Origin of the sequence: Kribbella antibiotica (assembly GCF_004349055.1) — a bacterium.
Taxonomy (GTDB): domain Bacteria; phylum Actinomycetota; class Actinomycetes; order Propionibacteriales; family Kribbellaceae; genus Kribbella; species Kribbella antibiotica.
The window spans coordinates 46,699-67,455 of sequence record NZ_SMKX01000020.1; the positions used below are offsets into that span (position 1 = coordinate 46,699).

Sequence of the window (20,757 nt, forward strand, 5' to 3'; positions counted from 1 at the left end):
ATAAACCCAGCATCACGGTCAGGCGCCCTCCGGCCCGCTCTTGACCCTCGAACAAGCCCGCACCTACATTCGTCGAAGCGCTTCGACAATCCAACCGAAAGGCCGCTTGATGAAGTTCACCGATGGTTACTGGCAGTTGCGGCCTGGGGTGAGTCGGCTGTCTCCCGCCGGCGTCGAGAGTGTCGAGGCGGGTGAGCGGTCACTCACCGCTTTCGCGCCCGCGAAGCGCATCGACGGACGCGGTGACACGCTCAACCAGCCGCTGTTCACGGTGACCCTGGATGCCCCCGCGGAAGGCGTGATCGGCGTCCGGATCGTTCACCACGCCGGCGGCGTGCCGGCCCGGCCGAGCTTCGAGCTGCAGACCGATGACCTGCACCCGGTGAAGGTCGAGGTGGACGACACGACCGCGCGACTCACCAGCGGCGACCTGACCGCCGTACTGGCGCTCGACGGGCCGTGGGACCTGCGCTTCGAGGACAGCCGGGGTGAGCTGACCGGTTCCGGCGCCAGGAGCGTCGGGCTGATCACGGACGGGGAAGGCCGCCAATACCTGCATGAGCAGTTGGCGCTCGGCGTCGGCGAGAGCATCTACGGACTCGGTGAGCGATTCGGTCCCTTGGTCAAGAACGGCCAGGTCGTCGACATCTGGAACGCCGATGGCGGTACGTCGAGCGAGCAGGCGTACAAGAATGTGCCGTTCTACTCGAGCAGCCGAGGGTACGGCGTTCTGGTCGACACCCCCGCGCATGTTTCGTTCGAGGTCGGCTCGGAGGTCGTGTCCCGCAACCAGTTCAGCGTCGAGGGTCAGGAGCTGCGCTACCTGGTCTTCGCCGGACCGACGCCCAAGGACGTCCTGCGCCGCTACACAGGGGTCAGCGGCCGGCCGGCGAGGGTGCCGGCTTGGTCGATGGGGTTGTGGCTGTCGACGTCGTTCACGACCGACTACAACGAGCCGACGGTGGCGTCGTTCGTCGACGGGATGGCCGAGCGGGACCTACCGTTGAGCGTCTTCCACTTCGACTGTTTCTGGATGCGGCAGTTCCATTGGTGCGACTTCGTCTGGGACCCGATCGCGTTCCCGGACCCGGCCGGCATGGTGCAGCGGCTCAAAGAACGCGGTCTCCGCGTGAGCCTCTGGATCAACCCGTACATCGCGCAGCGGTCGGTGCTGTTCGAGGAAGGGCGCGAGCACGGCTACTTGCTCGAGCGTCCCGACGGCTCGGTCTGGCAGTGGGACAAGTGGCAGGCCGGTATGGCGATCGTCGACTTCACCAACCCGGCCGCGACAGCCTGGTACCGGTCCAAGCTGCAGGCACTCATCGATCTCGGGGTGGACTGTTTCAAGACCGACTTCGGTGAGCGGATCCCGACCGACGTCAGCTGGTACGACGGTTCCGATCCGGAGCGCATGCACAACTACTATCCGCACCTGTACAACGAGGCGGTCTTCGATCTGCTCCGGGAGAACCGCGGTGACGGCGACGCCGTCCTGTTCGCCCGCTCGGCCACTGCAGGCGGTCAGCAGTTCCCGGTCCACTGGGGCGGCGACTGCGAGTCGACGTTCGAGGCGATGGCGGAATCACTGCGCGGTGGCCTGTCGCTGGCGTCGTCCGGCTTCGGCTACTGGAGCCACGACATTGGCGGCTTCGAGGGCACGCCGGACGCCGCAGTGTTCAAGCGGTGGGTGCCCTTCGGTCTGCTGTCGTCGCACTCCCGGCTGCACGGCTCCGGTTCCTACCGGGTCCCGTGGGCCTTCGACGACGAAGCAGTGGACGTCCTGCGCCGGTTCACCAAACTCAAGCTGTCACTGATGCCGTACCTCGCCGAGGTCGCGGAGCAAGCACATCAGACCGGTACGCCGATGATGCGGCCGATGGCACTGGAGTTCCCCGACGACCCTGCGGTCAACCACCTAGAGCGGCAGTACATGCTCGGACCGGACATCCTCGTCGCGCCGGTGTTGAGTGCTGACGGCACAGTGACGTTCTATCTGCCTGAGGGGCAGTGGACCAGCCTGCTGGACGGTGAGCAGCTCGGAGGCGCGCGTTGGCACACGCAACAGCACGGCTTCGACAGCTTGCCGGTCTACGTGCGTGAAGGGGCGATCCTGCCCGTTGGCGCGGTTGACGACCGTCCGGAGTACGACTGGGCCGATGGCGTCGAGCTGCGCTGGTTCCAGCCCGCTGAAGGGGACGTCCGCCGGATCCGTTTGCCGCGGCCCGGTGGCGGTACGGCGGCTGTCGTCGAGCTGAGGCTGAACGACGGTCGTCCGGTGGCCGCAGTTGTCGAAGGCAACTGCGACCACTTCACGGTCACTGTCGTTAACTGAAGGACAAGTCCCGCAGGAACAACCCGGCTTCGGCGAACACCACGTACAGCGTGTGGACGCCGGAGCCGGATTCAAGCTTGGTGGTGAGCTGAGTCCAGCTGTGACGATGCCCGGTCGGCTGGATCTCGGCCGTGGCCAGCACCGGGCCGTGGAACGGATCGTCGAGCCGGACCTCAACCGTTGACGGCTTAGAGAGCTCGCTGGCCACAGTGAGTCGGCACTCCGCGAGACCGGAACCGAAATCGCTGTCTGCAAAGGCGAGCCAGGCCCCTGGGTGCTCCGACCGTACGGCGTCGCCGTGGTCGGGCTGGGCATCGGACAGCGTGGCACCGCTGTACTCGTCGAACGCGGCCGCCGGCAGGGGAGCGGCGGCCAGGTTCCGGTCGGGGATCGGATCACCCAGTACGTCGACCTGCGCGCTCAGCCGGATGTCGGTGCACGAACGCCCGATCAGGATGCTGTGCCGGGCCGGCTCGATCCAGTACTGATCAGTGGTCACGTCCCAGATCGCAAGGTCGGCGACCGGCACCGTCAGCTCGACCTGAGCCGACGCACCGGGGTCGAGCTCGAGATGCTGGACGGCGCGGAGCCGGCGCAACGGTTGCTTGACCCGTGAGTTCTGCTGATGGGTGTAGAGCTGGACGACCTCGTGCCCCGGCCGCAGACCGGTGTTGGTGACCGTGCAGGTCACGCGCACCTCGCCGTCCTTGGCAACTGCGGGCGAGCCGATCTCCAGATCGCCGTACGCGAAGGTCGTGTAACTGAGGCCGTGGCCGAAGGGGTAGAGCGGGCTGCCACGGAAGTACTGGTAGGTGGCGTCGCTGGTGATGATGTCGTAGTCGAGCAGATCGGGGAGGTCGGCCTCGGACCGGTACCAGGTCTGCGGCAGCCGGCCGGCAGCGTCGGCGACACCGAACAGGAGGTCGGCGAGCGCGTGGCCGTACTCCTGGCCACCGTGCGCCGACCAGACGACAGCAGGCAGGTCTCGATCGGCCCAACCGATCGAGAACGGGTAGCTGCTCGCCATCACCAGGATGGTCGCGGCATTACCGGCGTGAACGGCCCGGACGAGTCGCTCCTGCCCGGCTGGTAGGTCGAGGGCGATGCGGTCCTCGGTCTCGCGCCCGTTCACCAGCGGATGGTTGCCAACGACAACCACCGCGATGTCGGCGCGGGCGGCCGCGGCAGCAGCCAGTACGGCGCCATCGACGACTCTGGTGAACTCGAAGACGGTGGCTGCCGACTGCTGCTCCGTGGTGACGTCGATCCGGCCGTCATCCTGGCGGGCGACGTACCGCCCGGTCGTGTGGTGCCGCAGCAGGCACTTGCCGTCCTCGATCCGAACCAGTTCGAAGGTCTCATTGACGACCCAGCTGTTGGGACCTGGGTGATCGGCACGCAGCGTGCCATCGTCTGTGACGGTCAGATAGCGGCCGGTCCGGACCGAGCGCAGGGTGCAGACACCGCCGCCCCAGTCGAAGAGATCGAATCCGGCGCTCGATCTGGTCAGACCGACCACGCCGTCCGCAGCGGCTTCCAGAGCCATCCCGGCTGCACCGAACTGAACCCGATCCGCGCCTTCGCAGTACTCGACCGCATCGGCGCCGAGCCGCTCGGTCAGCGCCTTCACCGCAGTCACCTGGTACGGCAGCGTGCCCGAATACCAGTCCTCCTGCAGGGTGTCGGCCAACGGCCCGAGCACCGCAACTCGCCGTACGTCGGCCGGCAGCGGCAGGAGGTCGTCGTTCTTGAGCAGCACGAACGACTGCCGGGCCGCGTCCCGGGACAGCTCCCGGTGCGCCTGGCACCCGACAATGTCGGGGGCGGAAGGTTCGCCGGCGGGGTCGAATTCGCCGAGCCGAAAGCGCAGCGTCAAGGCGCGGGCAGCGGCGCGGTCGATGTCCTGTTGAGTGATCAGGCCTCGCGCCAATGCCTCCTCGAGGAATCGCGTGCTCGGGCCCGCATCGTTGTCGTCCTGGGTGAAGCTGTCCACTCCCGCGCGCAGCGCAGCCGCGTAAGCGATCGCTCCGTCAGCGCAGTAGTCCTGCAGACCGAAGAGGTTCGCCGGTGCTCCCGCGTCGCTGACGACCAGTACTTCCTGATCCGACCAACCCCGCAGTACGTCGTTGATCAGCGGAGTCAGGTGCGCCGGCCGGCCGTTGACGAGGTTGTACGACGGCATCACGGCCACCGCCGCCCCGGCGCGCAACGGCGCTTCGAAGGCCGGCAGTTCGTACTCGTGCAGCACCCGGGCCGGCATGCTGCTCGACGTCGCGCAGCGATCGGTCTCGTTGTTGTAGGCAAGGAAATGCTTGAGGGTCGGTGCCGTCTGCAACGGTCCGGAGCCGTCGCCGGCCAGTCCGGATCCGAACGCGATCGCGAGCTCCCCGGTCAGCCAGGGATCCTCGCTGTAGCCCTCCTCATTGCGGCCCCACCGGGGATCCCGCAGGGGGTTCACGACCGGCGCCCAGACGTTCAGCCCGACAGCGGCCGGGTCCTTGTCGTGAAAGGCTCGCACCTCGGAGCCGATGGCGATACCGACGGCGTGCAGCAGGTCGGTGTTCCAGCTGGTCGCGAGGCCGACGGCCTGCGGGAAGACCGTGGCGGGACCGAGCCACGCGACCCCGTGCAGGGCCTCGGTACCGGTCCGGAAGGGGCCGATCCCGAGCCGGGGGACTGGGGCCTGATGCTGATGCAGGAGCCCGAGCTTCTCGGCCGGCTCGAGCCGGTCCATCAGGTCGGCGACCCGGTCGGCTACAGGGCGCTGCGGATCACGGAACACGTCGTCTGGCAGGGTCATCGGTTGTCGTCTCCGGGCGTTCGGTGGCTGCCGACGGCAATCGGAACTTACGTTGCGAAGGTCGTCGAAGCGCTTCGACAGTTCTGGAAGGGTCGCACTCCACAGCGGCCCGGTCAAGATCCGGGCCGCTGTCGAGGCGAAAGTTTTCGGCGGATGCCGCCAGGGGGATCAGCCGGGGATGCGCCCGGCGTCGAGCTGGTCCAGCGAGCGGGCCACAGCGCCGATGGCGGTGATGTCGTGGCCGAGGGTCGACAGGGCAACGATGCAACCGCCGGCGCGAGGCGCCAGCGCGTGCTCGTTCAGCTCCTTCTGGACCGCGGGCAGCATCCATTCGCCGAGCGTCGCGTAGTAACCGCCGAGCACGATCAGCGCGGGGTTCAACACGTTGGTCAGCATCGCCACGCCCTGGCCAAGCCAGCTGCCGGCCTCGAGGAGGGCCTTCAGGGTCTCGCCGTCACCGGCGCCGGCCCGGGTCACGATCTGTTCGACGGCAAGCTGAAGGTCGTCGACCTCGGAGTCGTCGTGCAACCGGCGAACCAGCGCGGGGATACCGGCCACGGCCTCCAGGCAGCCACGGCGACCGCAGCCACAGAGTGGGCCTCCCGGCGCGACCCGCAGGTGGCCGACCTCACCGACGTACCCGAGGTTGCCTTGCAGTGAGCGGCCGTCGGCGATGACTCCGGCGCCGAGACCGGTGTCCCCGGAGATCTGGATCAGGTTGCTCGTGCTCGCGAACGGGCCGTAGCGATACTCGGCCAGTGCGCTGAGGTTGGCGTCGTTGTCGACGGTTACTGGGAACGTGGGGTTGCTCAGTGCGTCCAGCAGGCGCGGCTTCAGGGCGAAGTCGCGCCAGCCAAGACCGGCCGCCAGTACGACGGTGCCGTCGCGGTCGACCAGCCCGGGAACCCCGACCGTCAGCCCGAGGATCTGCCGGCCGGTGGCTTCGACAGCGGCTATCGCCCGGCGGGCCAGCGCACTTGCCGCGGTCAGGCTCTTGTCGGGACCGGCGCTGCGACCGGGGCCGGCGCGATGCCAGCGCAGGATCTGCCCACCGGCGGCGTCGTACGCGATCGCGGTCAGACCGCGGGCGCTGATCTCCATCCCGATCGCCGCGTACGCCGACCCGTCGAGCTCGAGCATGGTGGCCGGCCGGCCGACGCGGTGCTGCGTCTGCTCGGTCTCGCGGATCAGCCGCCGCTCGATCAGGTCACCGACGATATTGGTGATGGTCGCCTTGTTCAGGCCGGTGCCGCCGGCGATAGCGGCCCGCGAGCACGGGGCATTGGCGCGCAGGAATCCCAGCACAGCGGACAGATTGGTCGCGCGGACATCGCTGTAGTCGGCGGTGAGTGTGCTCAACGTGTGTCCGTTCGGAGTCGATGGGATCAGCGTGGCTTCAGTTCGGGAGGTCTTCAGTCTGGCATCTTGTCGCGGCCCGGCGCATCAACTACTTTGTTTGGCGTCAAGCCAAACTAACTCTAGCTCGGAACGTCCGTCGTTCCCAGTGGAAGGACCTACTGTGACCGGAACTGGAAGTAGCGGACCGAACCGCCGGAGTTTTCTCGCCCTCGTCGGAGCCGGTACGGCGGCCGTCGCCGGGGCTGCGTCGCTGACGGCCTGTTCGGACGGCGGTGGTGGCGGTTCGACCACGGCCGGCAACGCCCAGGCCACCGACAAGCTGACCGGCCTGCTGCCGAAGTACACCGCCTACGACGGCGTCAAGCCCGACCTGATCGGCGAGAACGGTGCGGCCCCGGGGTTCACCAAGTACCCGACCCAGCTGACCCGCGCCGTCGCGGAGCCGCCGGTGAAGAGCGGCAAAGAGGTCACGGCGATGACCCCGCTGTGGGCCCCGGCCCCGCCCGGTCTGGGCAGCAACTCCTACTACGCCGCCAACAACGAGCGGATCGGCGCCGGGGTCCGGTTCAACATCGTCAACGGGATCGACTACGGCGACAAGCTCGGCCCGCTGCTTGCGGCCGGCAACATTCCGGAGCTGCTCTGCATCCCGGGCTGGAACATCGGCGGGCTGACCCGGTTCGGCCAGGCCGTGGACAAGCTGTTCGAGGACCTGACGCCGCACCTTGCCGGTGACAAGGTGTCGCCGTACCCGATGCTTGCGAACCTGCCGACCGCGGCGTGGGCGTACGCGGTGTGGAACAACCAGCTCAAGGCGGTTCCGTTCCCGTCCGACGGGATCCCGTGGCTGCTGTACTACCGCAAGGATCTGATGGACAAGGCCGGCGCCCAGCCGCCGAAGACGATCGCCGATCTCGAGGCCCTCGGCAAGCAGATGACCGATGCCAAGCGCAAGCAGTGGGCGTTCGGTTCGATCGCCGACGAGGTCCAGCGCGCGTACGGCGTGCCCGGTGGCTGGCGCAAGGATTCCAGCGGCAAGCTGATCAACAAGATCGAGACCCCGGAGTTCGAGGAGGCCGTGGCCTTCGTCCGCAAGACGTTCCAGAACGGCTGGGTGCACCCCGAGGTGGTCGCGAACGCGAGTGCCGACCAGAAGCCGCTGTTCGAAGGCGGCCAGGTCGTCATCCGCCAGGACGGCACCGGTACCTGGGGCGAGACCCTGCAGCGCCAGCAGGCCGTCAACCCGTCGTTCAAGATGGATGCGGTGCTGCCGTTCGCCCACGACGGTGGTACGCCGATCGTGTGGTCCGGTGACCCGGCCGGCATCTTCACCTTCGTCAAGAAGGGCCTGCCCGCCGACCGGATCGCGGAGCTGCTGGGCGTGCTCAACTACACCGCGGCGCCGTTCGGTACCGAGGAGAACCAGCTGTACAACTACGGTGTCGAGGGCAAGCACTACACCCGCCAGCCGTCCGGTGCGCCGAAGCTGACCCCGCTGGGCCAGAAGGAGATCGCGCCCACCTACATCTTCCTCGGTGGCCGCCCGCTGGCGATCACGACGAGCGAGTACCCCGGCTATGTCGAGTCGATGAGCGCCATGCAGAACGCGATCGCGAAGGTCCGCGAGAAGAACCTCTTCGAGGGGATCCGGGTCGAGCAGCCGGCGAAGTTCGCCGCGCTGGCCCAGCCGTTCGACGACAAGATCCAGGACATCTACCGGGGCCGCCGGCCGATGAGCGACCTGAAGGTCGCGGTGAAGGAGTGGCAGACCAAGGGCGGCGACGCCGGCCGCGAGTTCTTCGCGAAGGTGCTCAGTGACAACGGTCGCTGAGTCCCGCCGCCTCCGCCGCAGCAGCAGAGGCGGCGCCAACTGGCGGCAGCGGTTCCGCAAGGACTGGCCGCTGCTGCTGATGGTGTCGCCGGTGATCGTGCTGCTCGGGGTGTTCCACTACTTCCCGACCCTGGGCAACGTGATCGCCTTCCAGGACTACTCGCCGTACGCCGGGATCCGCGGCAGCGAGTGGATCGGGTTCGGCAACTTCGCCCGGTTGTTCGCCGAGCCGGAGTTCTGGTCGGCGCTGCTGAACACGTTGACGATCACCGGGTTCCAGCTGGTGTTCTTCTTCCCGATCCCGATCTTCCTGGCTCTGTTGCTGAACAGCGTGCTGTCGGTGCGGGTGCGGACGATGATCCAGGGCGTTGCGTACCTGCCGCACTTCTTCTCCTGGGTGCTGGTCGTCTCGCTGTTCCAGCAGATGCTGGGCGGCTCGGGCCTGCTCGCCCAAAGCCTGCGCACGCACGGGCACGGCGCGTTCGACCTGATGACGAACCCGGACACCTTCCTGCTGCTGGTCACTTCGCAAGCGGTCTGGAAGGACGCGGGGTGGGGAATGATCGTGTTCCTCGCGGCGCTCAGCACCATCAACCCGGCGCTGTACGAAGCAGCGGCCGCCGACGGCGCCAACCGGTGGCGGCGGATGTGGCACATCACGCTGCCCGGCCTCCGCCCGGTGATCGTGCTGTTGCTGATCCTCCGGCTGGGCGACGCGCTGTCGGTCGGTTTCGAGCAGTTCATCCTGCAGCGGGCCGCCGTCGGCTCCGAGGTGTCCGAGGTGCTCGACACCTACGTGTACTACCAGGGCCTGCTGGTCGGCGACTTCGGATACGGCGCCGCCGCCGGTCTGTTCAAGGGCGTCGTCGGGCTCGTCCTGATCCTGGTCGCGAATCGATTCGCCCACATGATGGGCGAGCAGGGGGTGTATTCGAAGTCATGACCTCTCCGAATCTGACGATCCCCAGCCGGCTGGCCCGGCGCCGGGCCGCCACGGCGGAGAACCAGCGCCCGGCCTGGGAGGAGCCGCCGTCGGTTCCCGGCCGGCTCAGCAAGGGCGTGATTCTCGGGCTGGTCGTGCTGGCCGTGACCTTCCCGCTGTACGTCGTGGTGGTCACCAGCCTGTCGAGCACCGAAGCGGTCACCCGGGCCGGCGGTCTGGTGGTCGTCCCGCGCGAGCTGACACTGTCGGCGTACGTCCAGTTGCTGTCCGGGGGAGTGGTCACCAAAGCTCTGATGGTCAGCATGGGTGTCACGGTGATCGGGACGCTGTTCAGCCTGGTCATCACTGTGCTGGCGGCGTACGGGCTGTCGCGCCCAGGGTCGCTGCTGCATCGCCCGCTGTTGTTCGTGGTGCTGCTGACGTTCCTGTTCGGTCCGGGCATCATCCCCAGCTACCTGCTGGTGAGCTCGTTCGGGCTGATCGACAGCTACGCCTCGCTGATCCTTCCGACAGCTATCTCGGCGTTCAACCTGATCGTGATGCGGTCGTTCTTCATGGGCATCCCGGGGGAGCTGATCGACAGTGCCCGGGTGGACGGCGCCAGTGAGTTCGGGATCCTGACCCGGATCGTGATGCCGCTGTCCAAGGCAGTGGTGGCGGTGGTCGGGCTGTTCTACGCGGTCAGCTACTGGAACGCGTTCTTCAACGCCTTGCTCTACCTCAACGACAACAACAAGTGGCCACTGCAGCTCGTGCTGCGGACCTACATCGTGCAGGCCCAGCAGTTGCCGGCAGGCGCCGGCGGAATCGTGACGTCGCCGGGGATGAACCTCGCCCCGGCACCGACGCTGGCGATCAAGATGGCGATCGTCGTGATCGCCGTCCTACCGGTCCTGCTGGCCTATCCGTTCATCCAGCGGCACTTCACCAAGGGCGTCATCATCGGCGCGGTCAAGGGGTAATCAGAACCATGGATCTGAAGCGAAGGAACTTCTTGGCGCTGAGCGCCGGAGCCGCCACCGTCGCCGTCACCTCCACCCAGCCCGCCGCTGCCGCGGCGGCGGGTCATCGGGAGCGTTACCGCTGGCGCAACGTCGAGATCGTCGGTGGCGGCTTCGTCACCGGCATCATCCACCACCCCGCCCAGCGCGGCCTGGTCTACCTCCGGACCGATATCGGCGGTGCGGCGCGGCTGGACCAGCGCACGCAGCGCTGGGTCCAGTTGCTGAACTGGGTCGGGCTCGAGGAGTGGAACCTGACCGGCGTCGAGAGCCTGGCTCTCGACCCCGCAGATCCGCGGCGGCTCTATCTCGCGGTCGGGACCTATACGAACGACTGGTCCCCGATCAACGGGGCGATCCTGCGTTCGAGCGATCAGGGCCGGACGTTCGAACGTACGGATCTGCCCTTCAAACTGGGCGGCAACGAACCGGGCCGCTCGATGGGCGAACGGCTTGCCGTCGACCCGAAGGACGGCCGGGTGCTCTACTTCGGGACCCGCAACCAGGGGTTGTGGCGCAGCACCGATCGCGGTGTCACCTGGGCACGCGTGGACAGCTTCCCGACCACCGGTACGGCGGGGATCGGGCTCGGTTTCGTGTTCTTCGATCCGCGCGGTGCTCGCCGTGGTCGCCCGACGCCGACGATCTACGTCGGCGCGACCGATCCCTCATCGCCGTTGTACCGCAGCGATGACGCCGGTCTTACCTGGCATCCGGTCGCCGCTCAGCCGACCGGCCTGATGCCGCATCACGGCGAGCTCGGTCCCGACGGCTTCCTCTACGTCACCTACGGCGACCGCCCCGGGCCGTACGAGATGTACAACGGAGGCGTCCACAAACTCGATACCAAGACCGGGGTGTGGACCGACATCACGCCGTTGCGGCCGAACACCGGCGGCGAAGCGGGATTCGGCTACGCCGGTCTCGCGATCGATCCGCGCCGCCCGGGTGTGGTGATGGTGTCGACGATGAGCCGCTGGGGGCCGGTCGACGACATCTTCCGCTCGATCGACGGCGGCACGACGTGGCACTCGATTGCCGAGCGCATCGAGCTGGACGTGTCCGGGTCGCCGTACCTGACCTTCCATGGGGACAAGGCGAAAATCGGCTGGATGATCGGCGACATCTCGATCGATCCGTTCGACTCCGACAAGGTCATGTACGTGACCGGCGCGACGGTCTTCGGGACCGACGACGTGCGAAACGCCGAGCGTGGCCGGAGTACGCACTGGTCGGTGCGGGCGCAAGGGCTTGAAGAGACCGCGGTGCTGGACCTCATCAGTCCGCCGTGGGGCCCGCCGTTGATCAGCGCGCTCGGCGACATCGGCGTCTACCGCCACGACCGGCTGGACGTCGTACCGGCCGATGGTCAGGCTGCCAACCCGGTCAGCGGTACGTCGCCGAGCCTTGACTACGCCGCCCGGACGCCGGGCTTCGTCGTCCGGCTGGCCAATGACTCGGCGGGGAAGCGCGGCGCGATCTCGGTCGACGCCGGCAAGACGTGGGCGCCGTTCCCTGGCGAGCCGGCCGGGCTGACCCAGACCGGAAAGGTTGCCGTCAGCACCGATGCGCGAACCTTGATCTGGGTCTCGGGCAACATCGCGCCGCACTTCTCGCGGGACCGCGGGGCTACCTGGTCGCCGGTCGAGGGTCTGCCGAACGACGTAGCCGTGGTCGGCGACCGCGTCGACCCGACGTTGTTCATCGCAGTAGCGGCCGCGACAGGGACGGCGTACCGGAGTGTTGACGGTGGGCGGAGTTTCGTGCCGACGGCAACGGGTCTGGTGCTGTCGCAGGCCAAGCTGGAGACCGTGCTGGACCAGGCCGGTCATTGCTGGCTCGCGGGTGGTAGCGGTGGTCTGTACCGCTCGACCGATGGTGGACTGACCTTCGCCCGGTTGAGTGCCGTCGACGACGCGAAGACGATCGGGTTCGGCAAGGCACGGCCCGGTCGTCCGCAGATGGCGGCGTACACGTCGGCGAAGGTGGCCGGCCACTGGGGCATCTATCGGTCCGACGACATCGGTGTGTCCTGGATCCGGGTCAACGACGACAAACACCAGTACGCCTCGACCAACGACGCGATCACGGGTGATCCGCGCGTCTACGGCCGGGTATTCGTGTCCACCAACGGACTTGGGATTCCTTACGGGGAGCTGTGTTGAGCAGACCGTTGTATTTCGGAGGCGACTACAACCCTGAGCAGTGGTCGCCGGAGACCTGGAAGGAGGACGCCGAGCTGATGCAGTGGGCCGGGGTGAACCTGGCTACGGTCGGCGTCTTCTCCTGGTCGAACCTCGAGCCCCGGCCCGGCCAGTACGAGTTCGGCTGGCTGGACACGGTGCTCGACCAGCTCGCGGACCACGGCGTCGGCGTGGACCTGGCGACGCCCACTGCGTCGCCACCGCCGTGGTTCAGCCTGCAGCATCCGGAGGCACTCACCGTCACAGCGGCGGGAACACGGCTGACTCATGGCAGCCGGGACACGTACTGCGTCTGTTCGCCGGCGTACCGCGAGGCGGCCGCGCGGATCTGTGGGGTGCTGGCCGATCGGTACGCCGACCATCCGGCACTGACGATGTGGCATGTCCACAACGAGTACGGCACGATGTGCTACTGCGATCAGGCCGCCGCCGCCTTTCGGACCTGGCTTCTGCATCGGTACGGCGGACTGGATGCGCTCAACGCTGCGTGGACGACCTCGTTCTGGAGCCAGCGGTACTCGAACTGGGCCGAGGTGATGCCGCCACGGGCAACGCAGTACCTGGTCAATCCCGCCCAGTTCGTCGACTATCGACGGTTCTGGTCGGACGAGCTGCTGGCGGCCTTCAAGGAACAGCAGACGATTCTCCGGGCGGCGACGCCGGACATCCCCGTGACGACCAACTTCGTCTTCGGCAATTGGGTGCCGGTCGATCACCACCAGTGGGCCGGCGCAGTGGATCTTGTTGCCATCGACAACTACCCGTCCGGGACCGGCCTGGAACCGGAGGAGCAGACTGCCTTCGCCGCAGACCAGGCCAGGGGATGGGCGGGGCGTGGTGAGTGGCTGCTGATGGAGCAGGCCCCCGGCGCCATTAATGACGGCAAGCGCCTACGCACCAAAGAGCAGGGCCGGATGACCCGGATGAGTCTGTCCCACGTCGCCCGCGGATCACGCGGTGCGCTGTTCTTCCAATGGCGGGCGTCGGCCGGTGGGTCCGAGCAGTTCCACCCCGGGATGGTGCCGCACGCCGGCCAGGAGTCCCGGCGCTTCCTGGAAACCTGCGAGCTCGGCAGTCTCCTGGGCCGACTGGGCGAGGTGAGCGGGAGCACGGTCGAGGCAGAGGTCGCAGTGCTCTGGGACAGTGCGGCCTGGTGGGCGATGCAGGGGACCCATCTTCCGTCGAACGAACTCGACTACCTGGAGGCGGTTCGCTCCGCGCACCGGCAGTTCTGGCGGGCCGGGGTCGGGGTGGACGTGATCCATCCTTCGGCGGACCTGACGCCGTACCGGCTTGTCGTCGTTCCGTCGCTCTATTTGGTCGAGCCGGCCCATGCGGCGGCGCTGCGGGAATATGTCGCTGCGGGCGGGCACGTTCTCGTGACCTATTTCAGTGGAATTGTCGATCCGAACTGCAGGGTGTTTCTCGGCGGCTATCCGGGAGCATTCCGCGAACTGCTCGGCATCCGGGTCGAAGAGTTCCATCCGGTCGCCGAAACCGAACTGGTGGAGGCCGGAGACGGTCGCTGGTGGAGTGAGCAGGTGAATCCCGAAGGCGCGGAGGTGATTGATGTCTACGCCTCCGGCCCGCTGGCTGGGGCACCGGCCATCACCCGGAACTCCTTCGGGGGCGGCGACGCCTGGTACGTCTCGACCCAGCTCGCCGACGCCGGCTACCGGTGGCTGGTCGAGCGGGTCTGCCGACGCGCTGGGGTACTGATGCCGAAGTTGCCAGATGGCGTCGAGGTGGTCCGCCGACAGCAGGACGGGACGAGCTGGACCTTCCTGCTGAACCACGGGGCTGCCGAGGCCACCATCGAGATCGACGGGCACGACCTGGTCAGCGGACAGCCCGTCGCGGGCGCGTTGACGTTGAAGCCTGGAGCTCAGGCAGTGGTGGAACGGTCCAGCTGAGGCGCGGGGCCGCTGCTGGCCCGCGCGGTCAGCACCGCGGGGACAAGTGTCCCCGCGGGCGGGGCAAGCCCGTCCAGCTTGCTGATCAGGAGCTCCACGGCCTGCTGCCCGATCTCCTCGGCGGGGATTGCCACCGATGACAGTCGGGGGCGCTGGCCCTCCGCAACGTCATCGGCGCAGATCGCCAGCACGGACATGTCCTCGGGGACACGGCGGCCGAGACTGCGCAGGACGTCGAGCAGCGGGCCGATGATCGGCTCGTTCTGCACCACCAGGCCGGTCAGCTCCGGCTCCTCACGCAGCAGTTGCTCGACCGTCGCCATGACAGCCTCATGCGCGGGCTCGCACGGAGTCTCCAGGCCGTGGATGCCGTGCCGCGCCACGGCTGCCCGGAATCCTTCCCTGGTCCGGTGCGCGAATCCGGTCTGCCGTTCGTACACGGCCGACGGCGTGCCCAGCAGGCCGATGCGTTGGTGGCCGAGGCCGGCGAGATGGTCGACACAGAGCTCGGCGGCCCGGACGAAATCCAGGTCGATACAGGTCAATCCCTCGGCGTCCAAGGGGAATCCGATCAGGATCGACGGCAGGTCCAGGGCGCGCAGCAGTGGCACCCGCTCGTCGTGCAGCTCGATGTCCATCACTACGACAGCGTCGACCAGGGCGCTCTGCTGGACGCGCTCCAGGCCGGTGGCGCCTTCGTCGGCGGTCAGTAGCAGTACGTCGTGGTCGTACCGGCGGGCTGACGTCACCACGGCGGTCGCGAACTGCATCATGACCGGCACGTGCATCCCCGCGCGAAGCGGGATGACCAAGGCCAGCACATTGGACCGGTGCGAGGCCAGGGCCCGGGCACTGGCATTCGGCCGGTAGCCGAGCGCGTCGACACTCGCCTGCACCCGTTGGCGTGTCTCGGGTGAGATGGAACGCTTGCCACTGAGAACATAGGACACGGTGCTGGCCGCGACGCCCGCATGCCGAGCAACGTCGCCGATCGTCGCCATGGGGCCCACCTCAGAGTCGGAGTTGACAGTCGAAGCGCTTCGACAATACCACTCTGGTGAATCCTCGGACCGGCGTCAAGATCTCGGCCCGCCAGACATTGACCGCGCTTGTTTCGCATTGCATAGTGATGGCGTTCCGCAAGGAATGACACAAGCGGTGCCTGTCGAATTCGAATCGAATTCGACATTCTTGATCCCTGGAGTCGGTGGCGGGCCCCTCCCGCCTTTTTTCGGAGCGTATATCGAAGCGCTTCGATACCCCGCCGCTGACGCCCCTCCGAGAAGGGAACACACATCATGAAGAACTGGCTAAGATCATTTTCGACTTCGTCGAGGGCGCTAGCTGCGCTGGTGACGCTGCTGGCCGCTCTGTTCGCCACGGCCCTGCCGGCCCACGCGGCCACCTGGGAGTCGAGCGACAAGTGGGGCACGTGGTCGAACGGTGGCTACACCGTCCGCAACAACGTCTGGGGCAGTGGCGCCGGCGCCCAGTCCATCTGGGCGAACTCCTACAGCAACTTCGGAGTGTGGGCCAACCACCCGAACACCGGTGGCGTGAAGTCCTACCCGCACTCCGACCGCAACGTCGGCAAGCGGATCAGCTCGCTCGGCAGCCTGACCAGCAACTTCAACGTGTCCAGGCCGGGCAGCGGGGCCTACTGCACCTGTTATGACATCTGGGCCGACGGCACCAACTACGAGATCATGCTCTGGATGAACAAGCAGGGTGCGGTCGGTGCGATCGGTACCCGGCAGACGACCGTCTCGGTCGGCGGTCACAGCTGGGACGTCTACCGCGGGTCGAACGGCTCCAATGCCGTCTTCTCGTTCCTCCGCACCAGCAACACCAACTCGGGTTCGGTCGACATCAAGGCCGTCCTGAACTGGCTCCGCGGGCAGAACTGGATGGGTGACGTGAACGTCACCGATGTCCAGTTCGGCTTCGAGATCACCTCATCCAGCGGTGGCCTCAACTTCACCACCAACAGCTTCGGGGTCAGCTACTCCTGACAGTTGCGCTGCCTGCAGGCGGCAAACGACTCGACGCCGGCCAGTTCGTCCCTCCGGACTGGCCGGCGTCGGCCGTCCTGGACCCGTTGCTGGTTTGACCTGACTTCGGTGATTTGGGTTAGTGCCTGGGGCGGGTAGCCGATGGCAGCGAGTGGTCCAGGCGGCTTGGTCGTTGGCTGAGGGATCCCGGCTGACCGCCATCACCCACTAACTGGGCCGCCCACTCCCGAGTCACGCTCAGCGCTCCCTGCCCGGACGGCTCCGGAACGACTTCGACGGTGATGCAGGTCCGCACCAGCCATCAGCCACGAGAAGCTGATGCAGCAGTTCTGGGAGCCATTATCGCTGAACGTAACAATCGGCCCTGCTGCGGACCCGGCCCTGGACGGCATCACTACTGAGTGTCACTCTCCCCGTAGGGGTTGGGATTATTCACGGATCACGTGCCGACGGCGCGTAATCCAGTTGGCGTTGATGCGCGGCGGAGCCAAGGGGGGCTTGAATGAGCAAGGATCTGCACATCTTCACGGGCGGTATAGATCCGTTCGTTTTCCAGGTGAACAACGTCGTAGTACACGTGCACACAGGCATGCCACCGGCCGTCGGACTGAAATCATCCGGTGATCCAGCGGTCCACACCGGGCTAGATCCAGCGGTGTACGCCCCGTTGGAGCCGGCGGATTACGCGGCCCTTCCGCCAGTTCTCGGTGTTCAGGTGATGGATCCTGACAGCGGGAAGCTGCTGAAGAAGATCGATGGGTCATGGTCTGCCGAGAAGGTCACGAAGGTCATCGCCCGGACTCATTCGCATGATCATCCGTCGCTCTCGCAGTTGGACAGTGTGCTGGACGGCCTGTCGACTGCTGAGAACGACGATGCCACCGTCTACGTGTTTCAGCTTGACGAGTAGGACTCGTCATGGCTGACGCACCCTCGACACTGGACGCTGCATCAGAACGGATCCGGGAGACGGCCAAGTGGCTGACGATCAGTCTGGCCGCCCTTGGAGGCGTCCTGGTCGGTACTACGCAACTGAGCGACATCGGAGCACTGGAGCTGCGGAGCGACCGCTTCTGGATGGCCGTCGTCGGTGCAGCGATCGCGGCCATTGGCAGCGGCGTCATACTCTTCGCGACCGTCGCCACGGCAGCCGCGCCGGCCTTGAGTCTGGAACAACTCGCGACGCACACGCCGAAAGGCGCCAAAGACGCCGTCAAGGACCAGACGCTCCTTGAGGGTCGCAGCAACGTTCAGGCGCTGAAGGACGAATACATCGGGGCCATCGAGGATCGAGAACGGGCGTATGTCGATCACCTGGCCGATCTCTCGAACGAAATCGATCGGAACAAGTTCGTCACTGCCAACGCTCGAGCGGTGGCACTCAACGGCATCGTCAAGACCATCGTAGGCGTCTCCGCCTACCGCGAACTCGCTCGGCTGTGGCGTGCAGCGCGGGTCAAGATCATCGTCGGCGGTGCGCTGGCAGCACTTGGCGTTGGTACCTTCGCCTGGGCGGCCAACCCGCCGGACAAGGTGGTAGCGAGCGCTGCCGAACCGGCAATACTGGCCGCACCTGAGCCGACAAAGATCACCCTGACCGCTGTAGGCCGCGAGGCCCTCGGGCCAAAGCTCGGTACGGGGTGCCCGTTGACGAGCCCTATCAGCGTTCTCCAGCTCGGCAGCACAGACGCCGGGCCGGACGTCCTGGTTCAGCAACCGGGCTGCGCGGCCGTGCGATTTGTCGTCGTGCCTGCCTGGGGCTCGGTGGGGTGAGACTTCGGTTGCCCGGCACGGCGCCACTCAGCGAGAGCATCCTCGATCTTGTCCCATAGCCGATCTTTGTGGTTCTGGGCTTCAGTTGGTGAGGAAGGCGGTGATGGCGTCGTCGATCGTGGAGTAGTGGGGGCTGAACCAGACGAGGTGGCTGTCCGCTTCGCTGATCAGCGTCTGGGCGTGGGGGATCTGGTTGGCCAGGGTCGTCGGGTGGTGGAGTGGGACGGTGGCGTCGTGACGGCTGTGAACGATCAGGGTGGGGGCCCGGACTTTCGCGGGATTGCCGGTTGCCGGCCGGAGGTCGTTGAGGAAGCCTCTGCCGGACTGGAGCATCTGGACGAGTTCGATCATCGCCTGCTGCTGGGCCGGGGGCATGTCGTCGACGACTCGCCGACCGTCGAGCTTGCTGAGGTCTCGCATCAGGAGGCGCAGCACGAGCTGTGGTCGTCGTTGGGCGAGTTGATGCATCGCGGTCCAGGTGAGGCGCTGGATCCAGGGGTTGAAGGCGACCAGGGCCGCGATCCGGGTAGATCGGTGTGGCCATGGCTCGTAGCCGACTGCACTGACGAGGACGAGATGCGAGACCAGGTGTGGGTGTTGTTCTGCGAGGGCCAAAGCGGTTCGCCCACCGGCTGAGATCCCGACTACGACGATCGGTTCAGGGTCCTGCGCGGTCAGGAACGCTGCAAGCGTGTCGGCGAACTGCGCGGGGGTGGGTCCGGCTGTCAGCGGGGTGCGGCCGTAGCCGGGACGCGATGGCGTGATCACGGTGTAGCCCAGTTTGTGAAAGGTCGCTTCACCCAGATCGACCTGTGCTGACATGTGTCCGCCGTGCAGGACCAGCACGGCCGGGCCGTCGAGCGTGCCGCTGAGGCGGTACTCGATCCGGTCGGGTGCCGCTATGTCTGAAAGTTCCAGCCGGCCGGTCATGCGGCCATCTTCTCAACTGATCCGTTCGGGGGAGCAGGCCGCGGCGGTGGCCATGTCGGAGAACTGGCCCCTGATCGTGGGCAGGCGCAGCATCCGGCAGGCCTGGTCGACTGCGGCCTCGGCGGTTTGTTCGGCCGTCCAGATCCGTCTAGCTGATCAGCTGCGGGCCTGCCGTTCGGCACCAAGAGGGTTGGCCGCTGATTCGGCGATGTTGCGTTGCATGCCGCCGAAGACGATGCCGTGGAACGGCTTGATGGCCCACCAGTACAGGTGACCTGGCAAGCCGTGGGGGTGGAAGAGGGCGCGTTGCCGGAAGATTGTCTGTCCCGCAGCGTTGTCGTCGATGACGAGCTCCAGCCAGGCCAGGCCGGGGAGCCGCATTTCGGCGCGGAGGCGGAGCAGCTTGAGGTCTTCGACCTCTTCGACGCGCCACCAGTCGAGGGGGTCACCGACCGAGAGATCCTTCGGATTGCGTCGGCCGCGGCGCAGGCCTGGGCCGCCAAACAGGCGATCGAGCAGACCGCGTGCCCACCAGCCCAGCCGCCAGGAGTACCAGCCGTTGCCGCCGCCGATGCCTTCGATCACGGTCCACAGCTGCTCGCGACTGGCCGGTACGACGCTTTCGCGCTCGTCGACGTACAGGGAGCCGCCGGACCAGTCGGGGTCACTCGGGAAGGGGTCGCTCGGGGCGCCGGGTGTGGCGGCAGACGCCCAGGTGGTGCTGACATCGAGCTCTTGGACCTTCTGCAGAGCCAGGCCGACCGCGCGGTCGAAGCCGATCAGCCCCGGGCCGGGGTCGGCGACGTACTGCGCGATGTCGTGTTCCTTGCAGATGACTTCGTGGATCAGGCTGTCGACCAGTGGCCGTGCGATGCTGCTGGGCACCGGGGTGACCAGCCCGACCCAGTGGCTCGACAGTGAAACCGTGAGCAGTGGAAGCGTGACGATGCGCCGTTGGTTGAGCCCGGCAACTTTCGCGTAGCGCTGCATCATCTCGCGGTAGGTGAGGACGTCTGGACCGCCGATATCGAAGCCCCTGCTCACATCGGTTGGCATCGTCGCGCTACCGACCAGGTAGTGCAGGACGTCGCGGACGGCGATCGGTTGGATCCGGGTGCCGAGCCAGCGCGGTGTGATCATGAACGGCAGCCGGTCGGTGAGGTGCCGGAGCATCTCGAAAGACGCCGACCCCGATCCGAGGATGACGGCGGCGCGCAGCACAGTGACCGGTACGCCGGACGCCAGCAGGATCTCGCCTACCTCGCGTCGCGAGTCCAGATGCGGCGAGAGCTCTTCACCTTCGGGGTAAAGACCACCGAGGTACACGATGCGCTGTACGCCGGCCTCGCGGGCCGCGCTCGCGAACGTCAACGCGTTGTGCCGATCGCGAGCCTCGAAACGGCGGCCGGTTCCCAGCGAGTGGATGAGGTAATAGGCGACATCGACACCCGCCATCGCGGCACGCACCTGGTCTGGGTCGCCCGCATCGGCCTCGGCGACCTCGACGTCGCCGTACCAGGGGCGGTCGCGTAGCCGCCGCGGATTGCGGGCCATCGCCCGGACGTCGAAGCCGGCCCGCAACAGCTCCGGCACCAGCCTTCCACCGATATACCCGGTCACTCCGGTGACCAGCGCCAACTGCCCCATGACGTCCCTTCC

At 67.0% G+C, this 20,757-nt stretch carries 14 protein-coding genes; 9 read left to right on the forward strand and 5 right to left on the reverse strand.

Going from position 1 to position 20,757, the window contains the following annotated elements; translation table 11 throughout:
- Window positions 1-109: 109 nt before the first annotated feature.
- Window positions 110-2,332, forward strand: coding sequence for an alpha-xylosidase (yicI, locus tag E1263_RS09585; protein WP_132166847.1), 2,223 nt, complete (start codon window positions 110-112; stop codon window positions 2,330-2,332).
- Here the strand turns inward: yicI and E1263_RS09590 are convergent.
- Both E1263_RS09590 and E1263_RS09595 read right to left on the reverse strand, forming a co-directional pair.
- The gene (locus E1263_RS09590; RefSeq protein ID WP_132166848.1) at window positions 2,325-5,132 is read right to left on the reverse strand and encodes a glycoside hydrolase family 3 protein; all 2,808 of its coding nucleotides are present in this window, start codon (window positions 5,130-5,132) and stop codon (window positions 2,325-2,327) included. The genes yicI and E1263_RS09590 overlap by 8 nt on opposite strands.
- Window positions 5,133-5,300: 168 nt before the next feature.
- Window positions 5,301-6,491 (reverse strand): ROK family transcriptional regulator, encoded by a 1,191-nt coding sequence (locus E1263_RS09595; RefSeq protein WP_132166849.1) that lies wholly within the window; start codon window positions 6,489-6,491, stop codon window positions 5,301-5,303.
- A 160-nt stretch (window positions 6,492-6,651) separates the two neighbouring features.
- Between E1263_RS09595 and E1263_RS09600 the strand changes: the two genes are divergently transcribed.
- The 5 genes from E1263_RS09600 to E1263_RS09620 are packed head-to-tail and all read left to right on the forward strand — an operon-like array spanning window position 6,652 to window position 14,383.
- Window positions 6,652-8,322: an extracellular solute-binding protein gene (locus E1263_RS09600; protein ID WP_238161145.1), complete on the forward strand. Its 1,671-nt coding sequence runs from the start codon at window positions 6,652-6,654 to the stop codon at window positions 8,320-8,322.
- A complete protein-coding gene (locus E1263_RS09605; protein WP_238161146.1) occupies window positions 8,306-9,265 on the forward strand; it encodes an ABC transporter permease in 960 nt (319 codons plus the stop codon). The genes E1263_RS09600 and E1263_RS09605 overlap by 17 nt, the downstream gene beginning before the upstream one ends.
- The gene (locus E1263_RS09610) at window positions 9,262-10,227 is read left to right on the forward strand and encodes a carbohydrate ABC transporter permease (protein ID WP_132166851.1); all 966 of its coding nucleotides are present in this window, start codon (window positions 9,262-9,264) and stop codon (window positions 10,225-10,227) included. Before E1263_RS09605 ends, E1263_RS09610 begins: the two co-directional genes overlap by 4 nt.
- Window positions 10,228-10,235: 8 nt before the next feature.
- The gene (locus tag E1263_RS09615) at window positions 10,236-12,431 is read left to right on the forward strand and encodes a WD40/YVTN/BNR-like repeat-containing protein (protein WP_132166852.1); all 2,196 of its coding nucleotides are present in this window, start codon (window positions 10,236-10,238) and stop codon (window positions 12,429-12,431) included.
- Entirely contained in the window at window positions 12,428-14,383 is a 1,956-nt protein-coding gene (locus E1263_RS09620) for a beta-galactosidase (RefSeq protein ID WP_238161147.1), read from the forward strand. The genes E1263_RS09615 and E1263_RS09620 overlap by 4 nt, the downstream gene beginning before the upstream one ends.
- Here the strand turns inward: E1263_RS09620 and E1263_RS09625 are convergent.
- On the reverse strand, window positions 14,356-15,384 hold the full coding sequence (locus tag E1263_RS09625) for a LacI family DNA-binding transcriptional regulator (RefSeq protein WP_132166853.1): 1,029 nt from the start codon (window positions 15,382-15,384) through the stop codon (window positions 14,356-14,358). The genes E1263_RS09620 and E1263_RS09625 overlap by 28 nt on opposite strands.
- A gap of 297 nt (window positions 15,385-15,681) precedes the next feature.
- On the opposite strand from E1263_RS09625, the gene E1263_RS09630 reads away from it, so the two are divergent.
- The 3 genes from E1263_RS09630 to E1263_RS09640 all read left to right on the forward strand — a co-directional run bounded on the left by E1263_RS09630 (window position 15,682) and on the right by E1263_RS09640 (window position 18,168).
- The gene (locus E1263_RS09630) at window positions 15,682-16,395 is read left to right on the forward strand and encodes a glycoside hydrolase family 12 protein (protein WP_132166854.1); all 714 of its coding nucleotides are present in this window, start codon (window positions 15,682-15,684) and stop codon (window positions 16,393-16,395) included.
- A gap of 502 nt (window positions 16,396-16,897) precedes the next feature.
- Window positions 16,898-17,305, forward strand: coding sequence for a hypothetical protein (locus tag E1263_RS09635; protein WP_132166855.1), 408 nt, complete (start codon window positions 16,898-16,900; stop codon window positions 17,303-17,305).
- A gap of 8 nt (window positions 17,306-17,313) precedes the next feature.
- A complete protein-coding gene (locus E1263_RS09640) occupies window positions 17,314-18,168 on the forward strand; it encodes a hypothetical protein (RefSeq protein WP_132166856.1) in 855 nt (284 codons plus the stop codon).
- Between the two features lie 81 nt (window positions 18,169-18,249).
- On the opposite strand, the gene E1263_RS09645 is transcribed toward E1263_RS09640, so the two are convergent.
- Together E1263_RS09645 and E1263_RS09650 are read right to left on the reverse strand one after the other, a co-directional pair.
- The gene (locus tag E1263_RS09645) at window positions 18,250-19,098 is read right to left on the reverse strand and encodes an alpha/beta fold hydrolase (RefSeq protein ID WP_132166857.1); all 849 of its coding nucleotides are present in this window, start codon (window positions 19,096-19,098) and stop codon (window positions 18,250-18,252) included.
- Between the two features lie 156 nt (window positions 19,099-19,254).
- Window positions 19,255-20,745: an SDR family oxidoreductase gene (locus E1263_RS09650; RefSeq protein WP_132166858.1), complete on the reverse strand. Its 1,491-nt coding sequence runs from the start codon at window positions 20,743-20,745 to the stop codon at window positions 19,255-19,257.
- Window positions 20,746-20,757: the final 12 nt, after the last annotated feature.

Bases quoted from the DNA above. Each gene is read 5' to 3' on its own strand.
- E1263_RS09645 (WP_132166857.1), bottom strand. From the start codon at position 19,098: ATGACCGGCCGGCTGGAACTTTCAGACATAGCGGCACCCGACCGGATC.
- E1263_RS09615 (WP_132166852.1), top strand. From the start codon at position 10,236: ATGGATCTGAAGCGAAGGAACTTCTTGGCGCTGAGCGCCGGAGCCGCC.
- E1263_RS09640 (WP_132166856.1), top strand. From the start codon at position 17,314: ATGGCTGACGCACCCTCGACACTGGACGCTGCATCAGAACGGATCCGG.
- E1263_RS09590 (WP_132166848.1), bottom strand. From the start codon at position 5,132: ATGACCCTGCCAGACGACGTGTTCCGTGATCCGCAGCGCCCTGTAGCC.
- E1263_RS09625 (WP_132166853.1), bottom strand. From the start codon at position 15,384: ATGGCGACGATCGGCGACGTTGCTCGGCATGCGGGCGTCGCGGCCAGC.
- E1263_RS09650 (WP_132166858.1), bottom strand. From the start codon at position 20,745: ATGGGGCAGTTGGCGCTGGTCACCGGAGTGACCGGGTATATCGGTGGA.
- E1263_RS09610 (WP_132166851.1), top strand. From the start codon at position 9,262: ATGACCTCTCCGAATCTGACGATCCCCAGCCGGCTGGCCCGGCGCCGG.
- E1263_RS09630 (WP_132166854.1), top strand. From the start codon at position 15,682: ATGAAGAACTGGCTAAGATCATTTTCGACTTCGTCGAGGGCGCTAGCT.
- E1263_RS09635 (WP_132166855.1), top strand. From the start codon at position 16,898: ATGAGCAAGGATCTGCACATCTTCACGGGCGGTATAGATCCGTTCGTT.
- yicI (WP_132166847.1), top strand. From the start codon at position 110: ATGAAGTTCACCGATGGTTACTGGCAGTTGCGGCCTGGGGTGAGTCGG.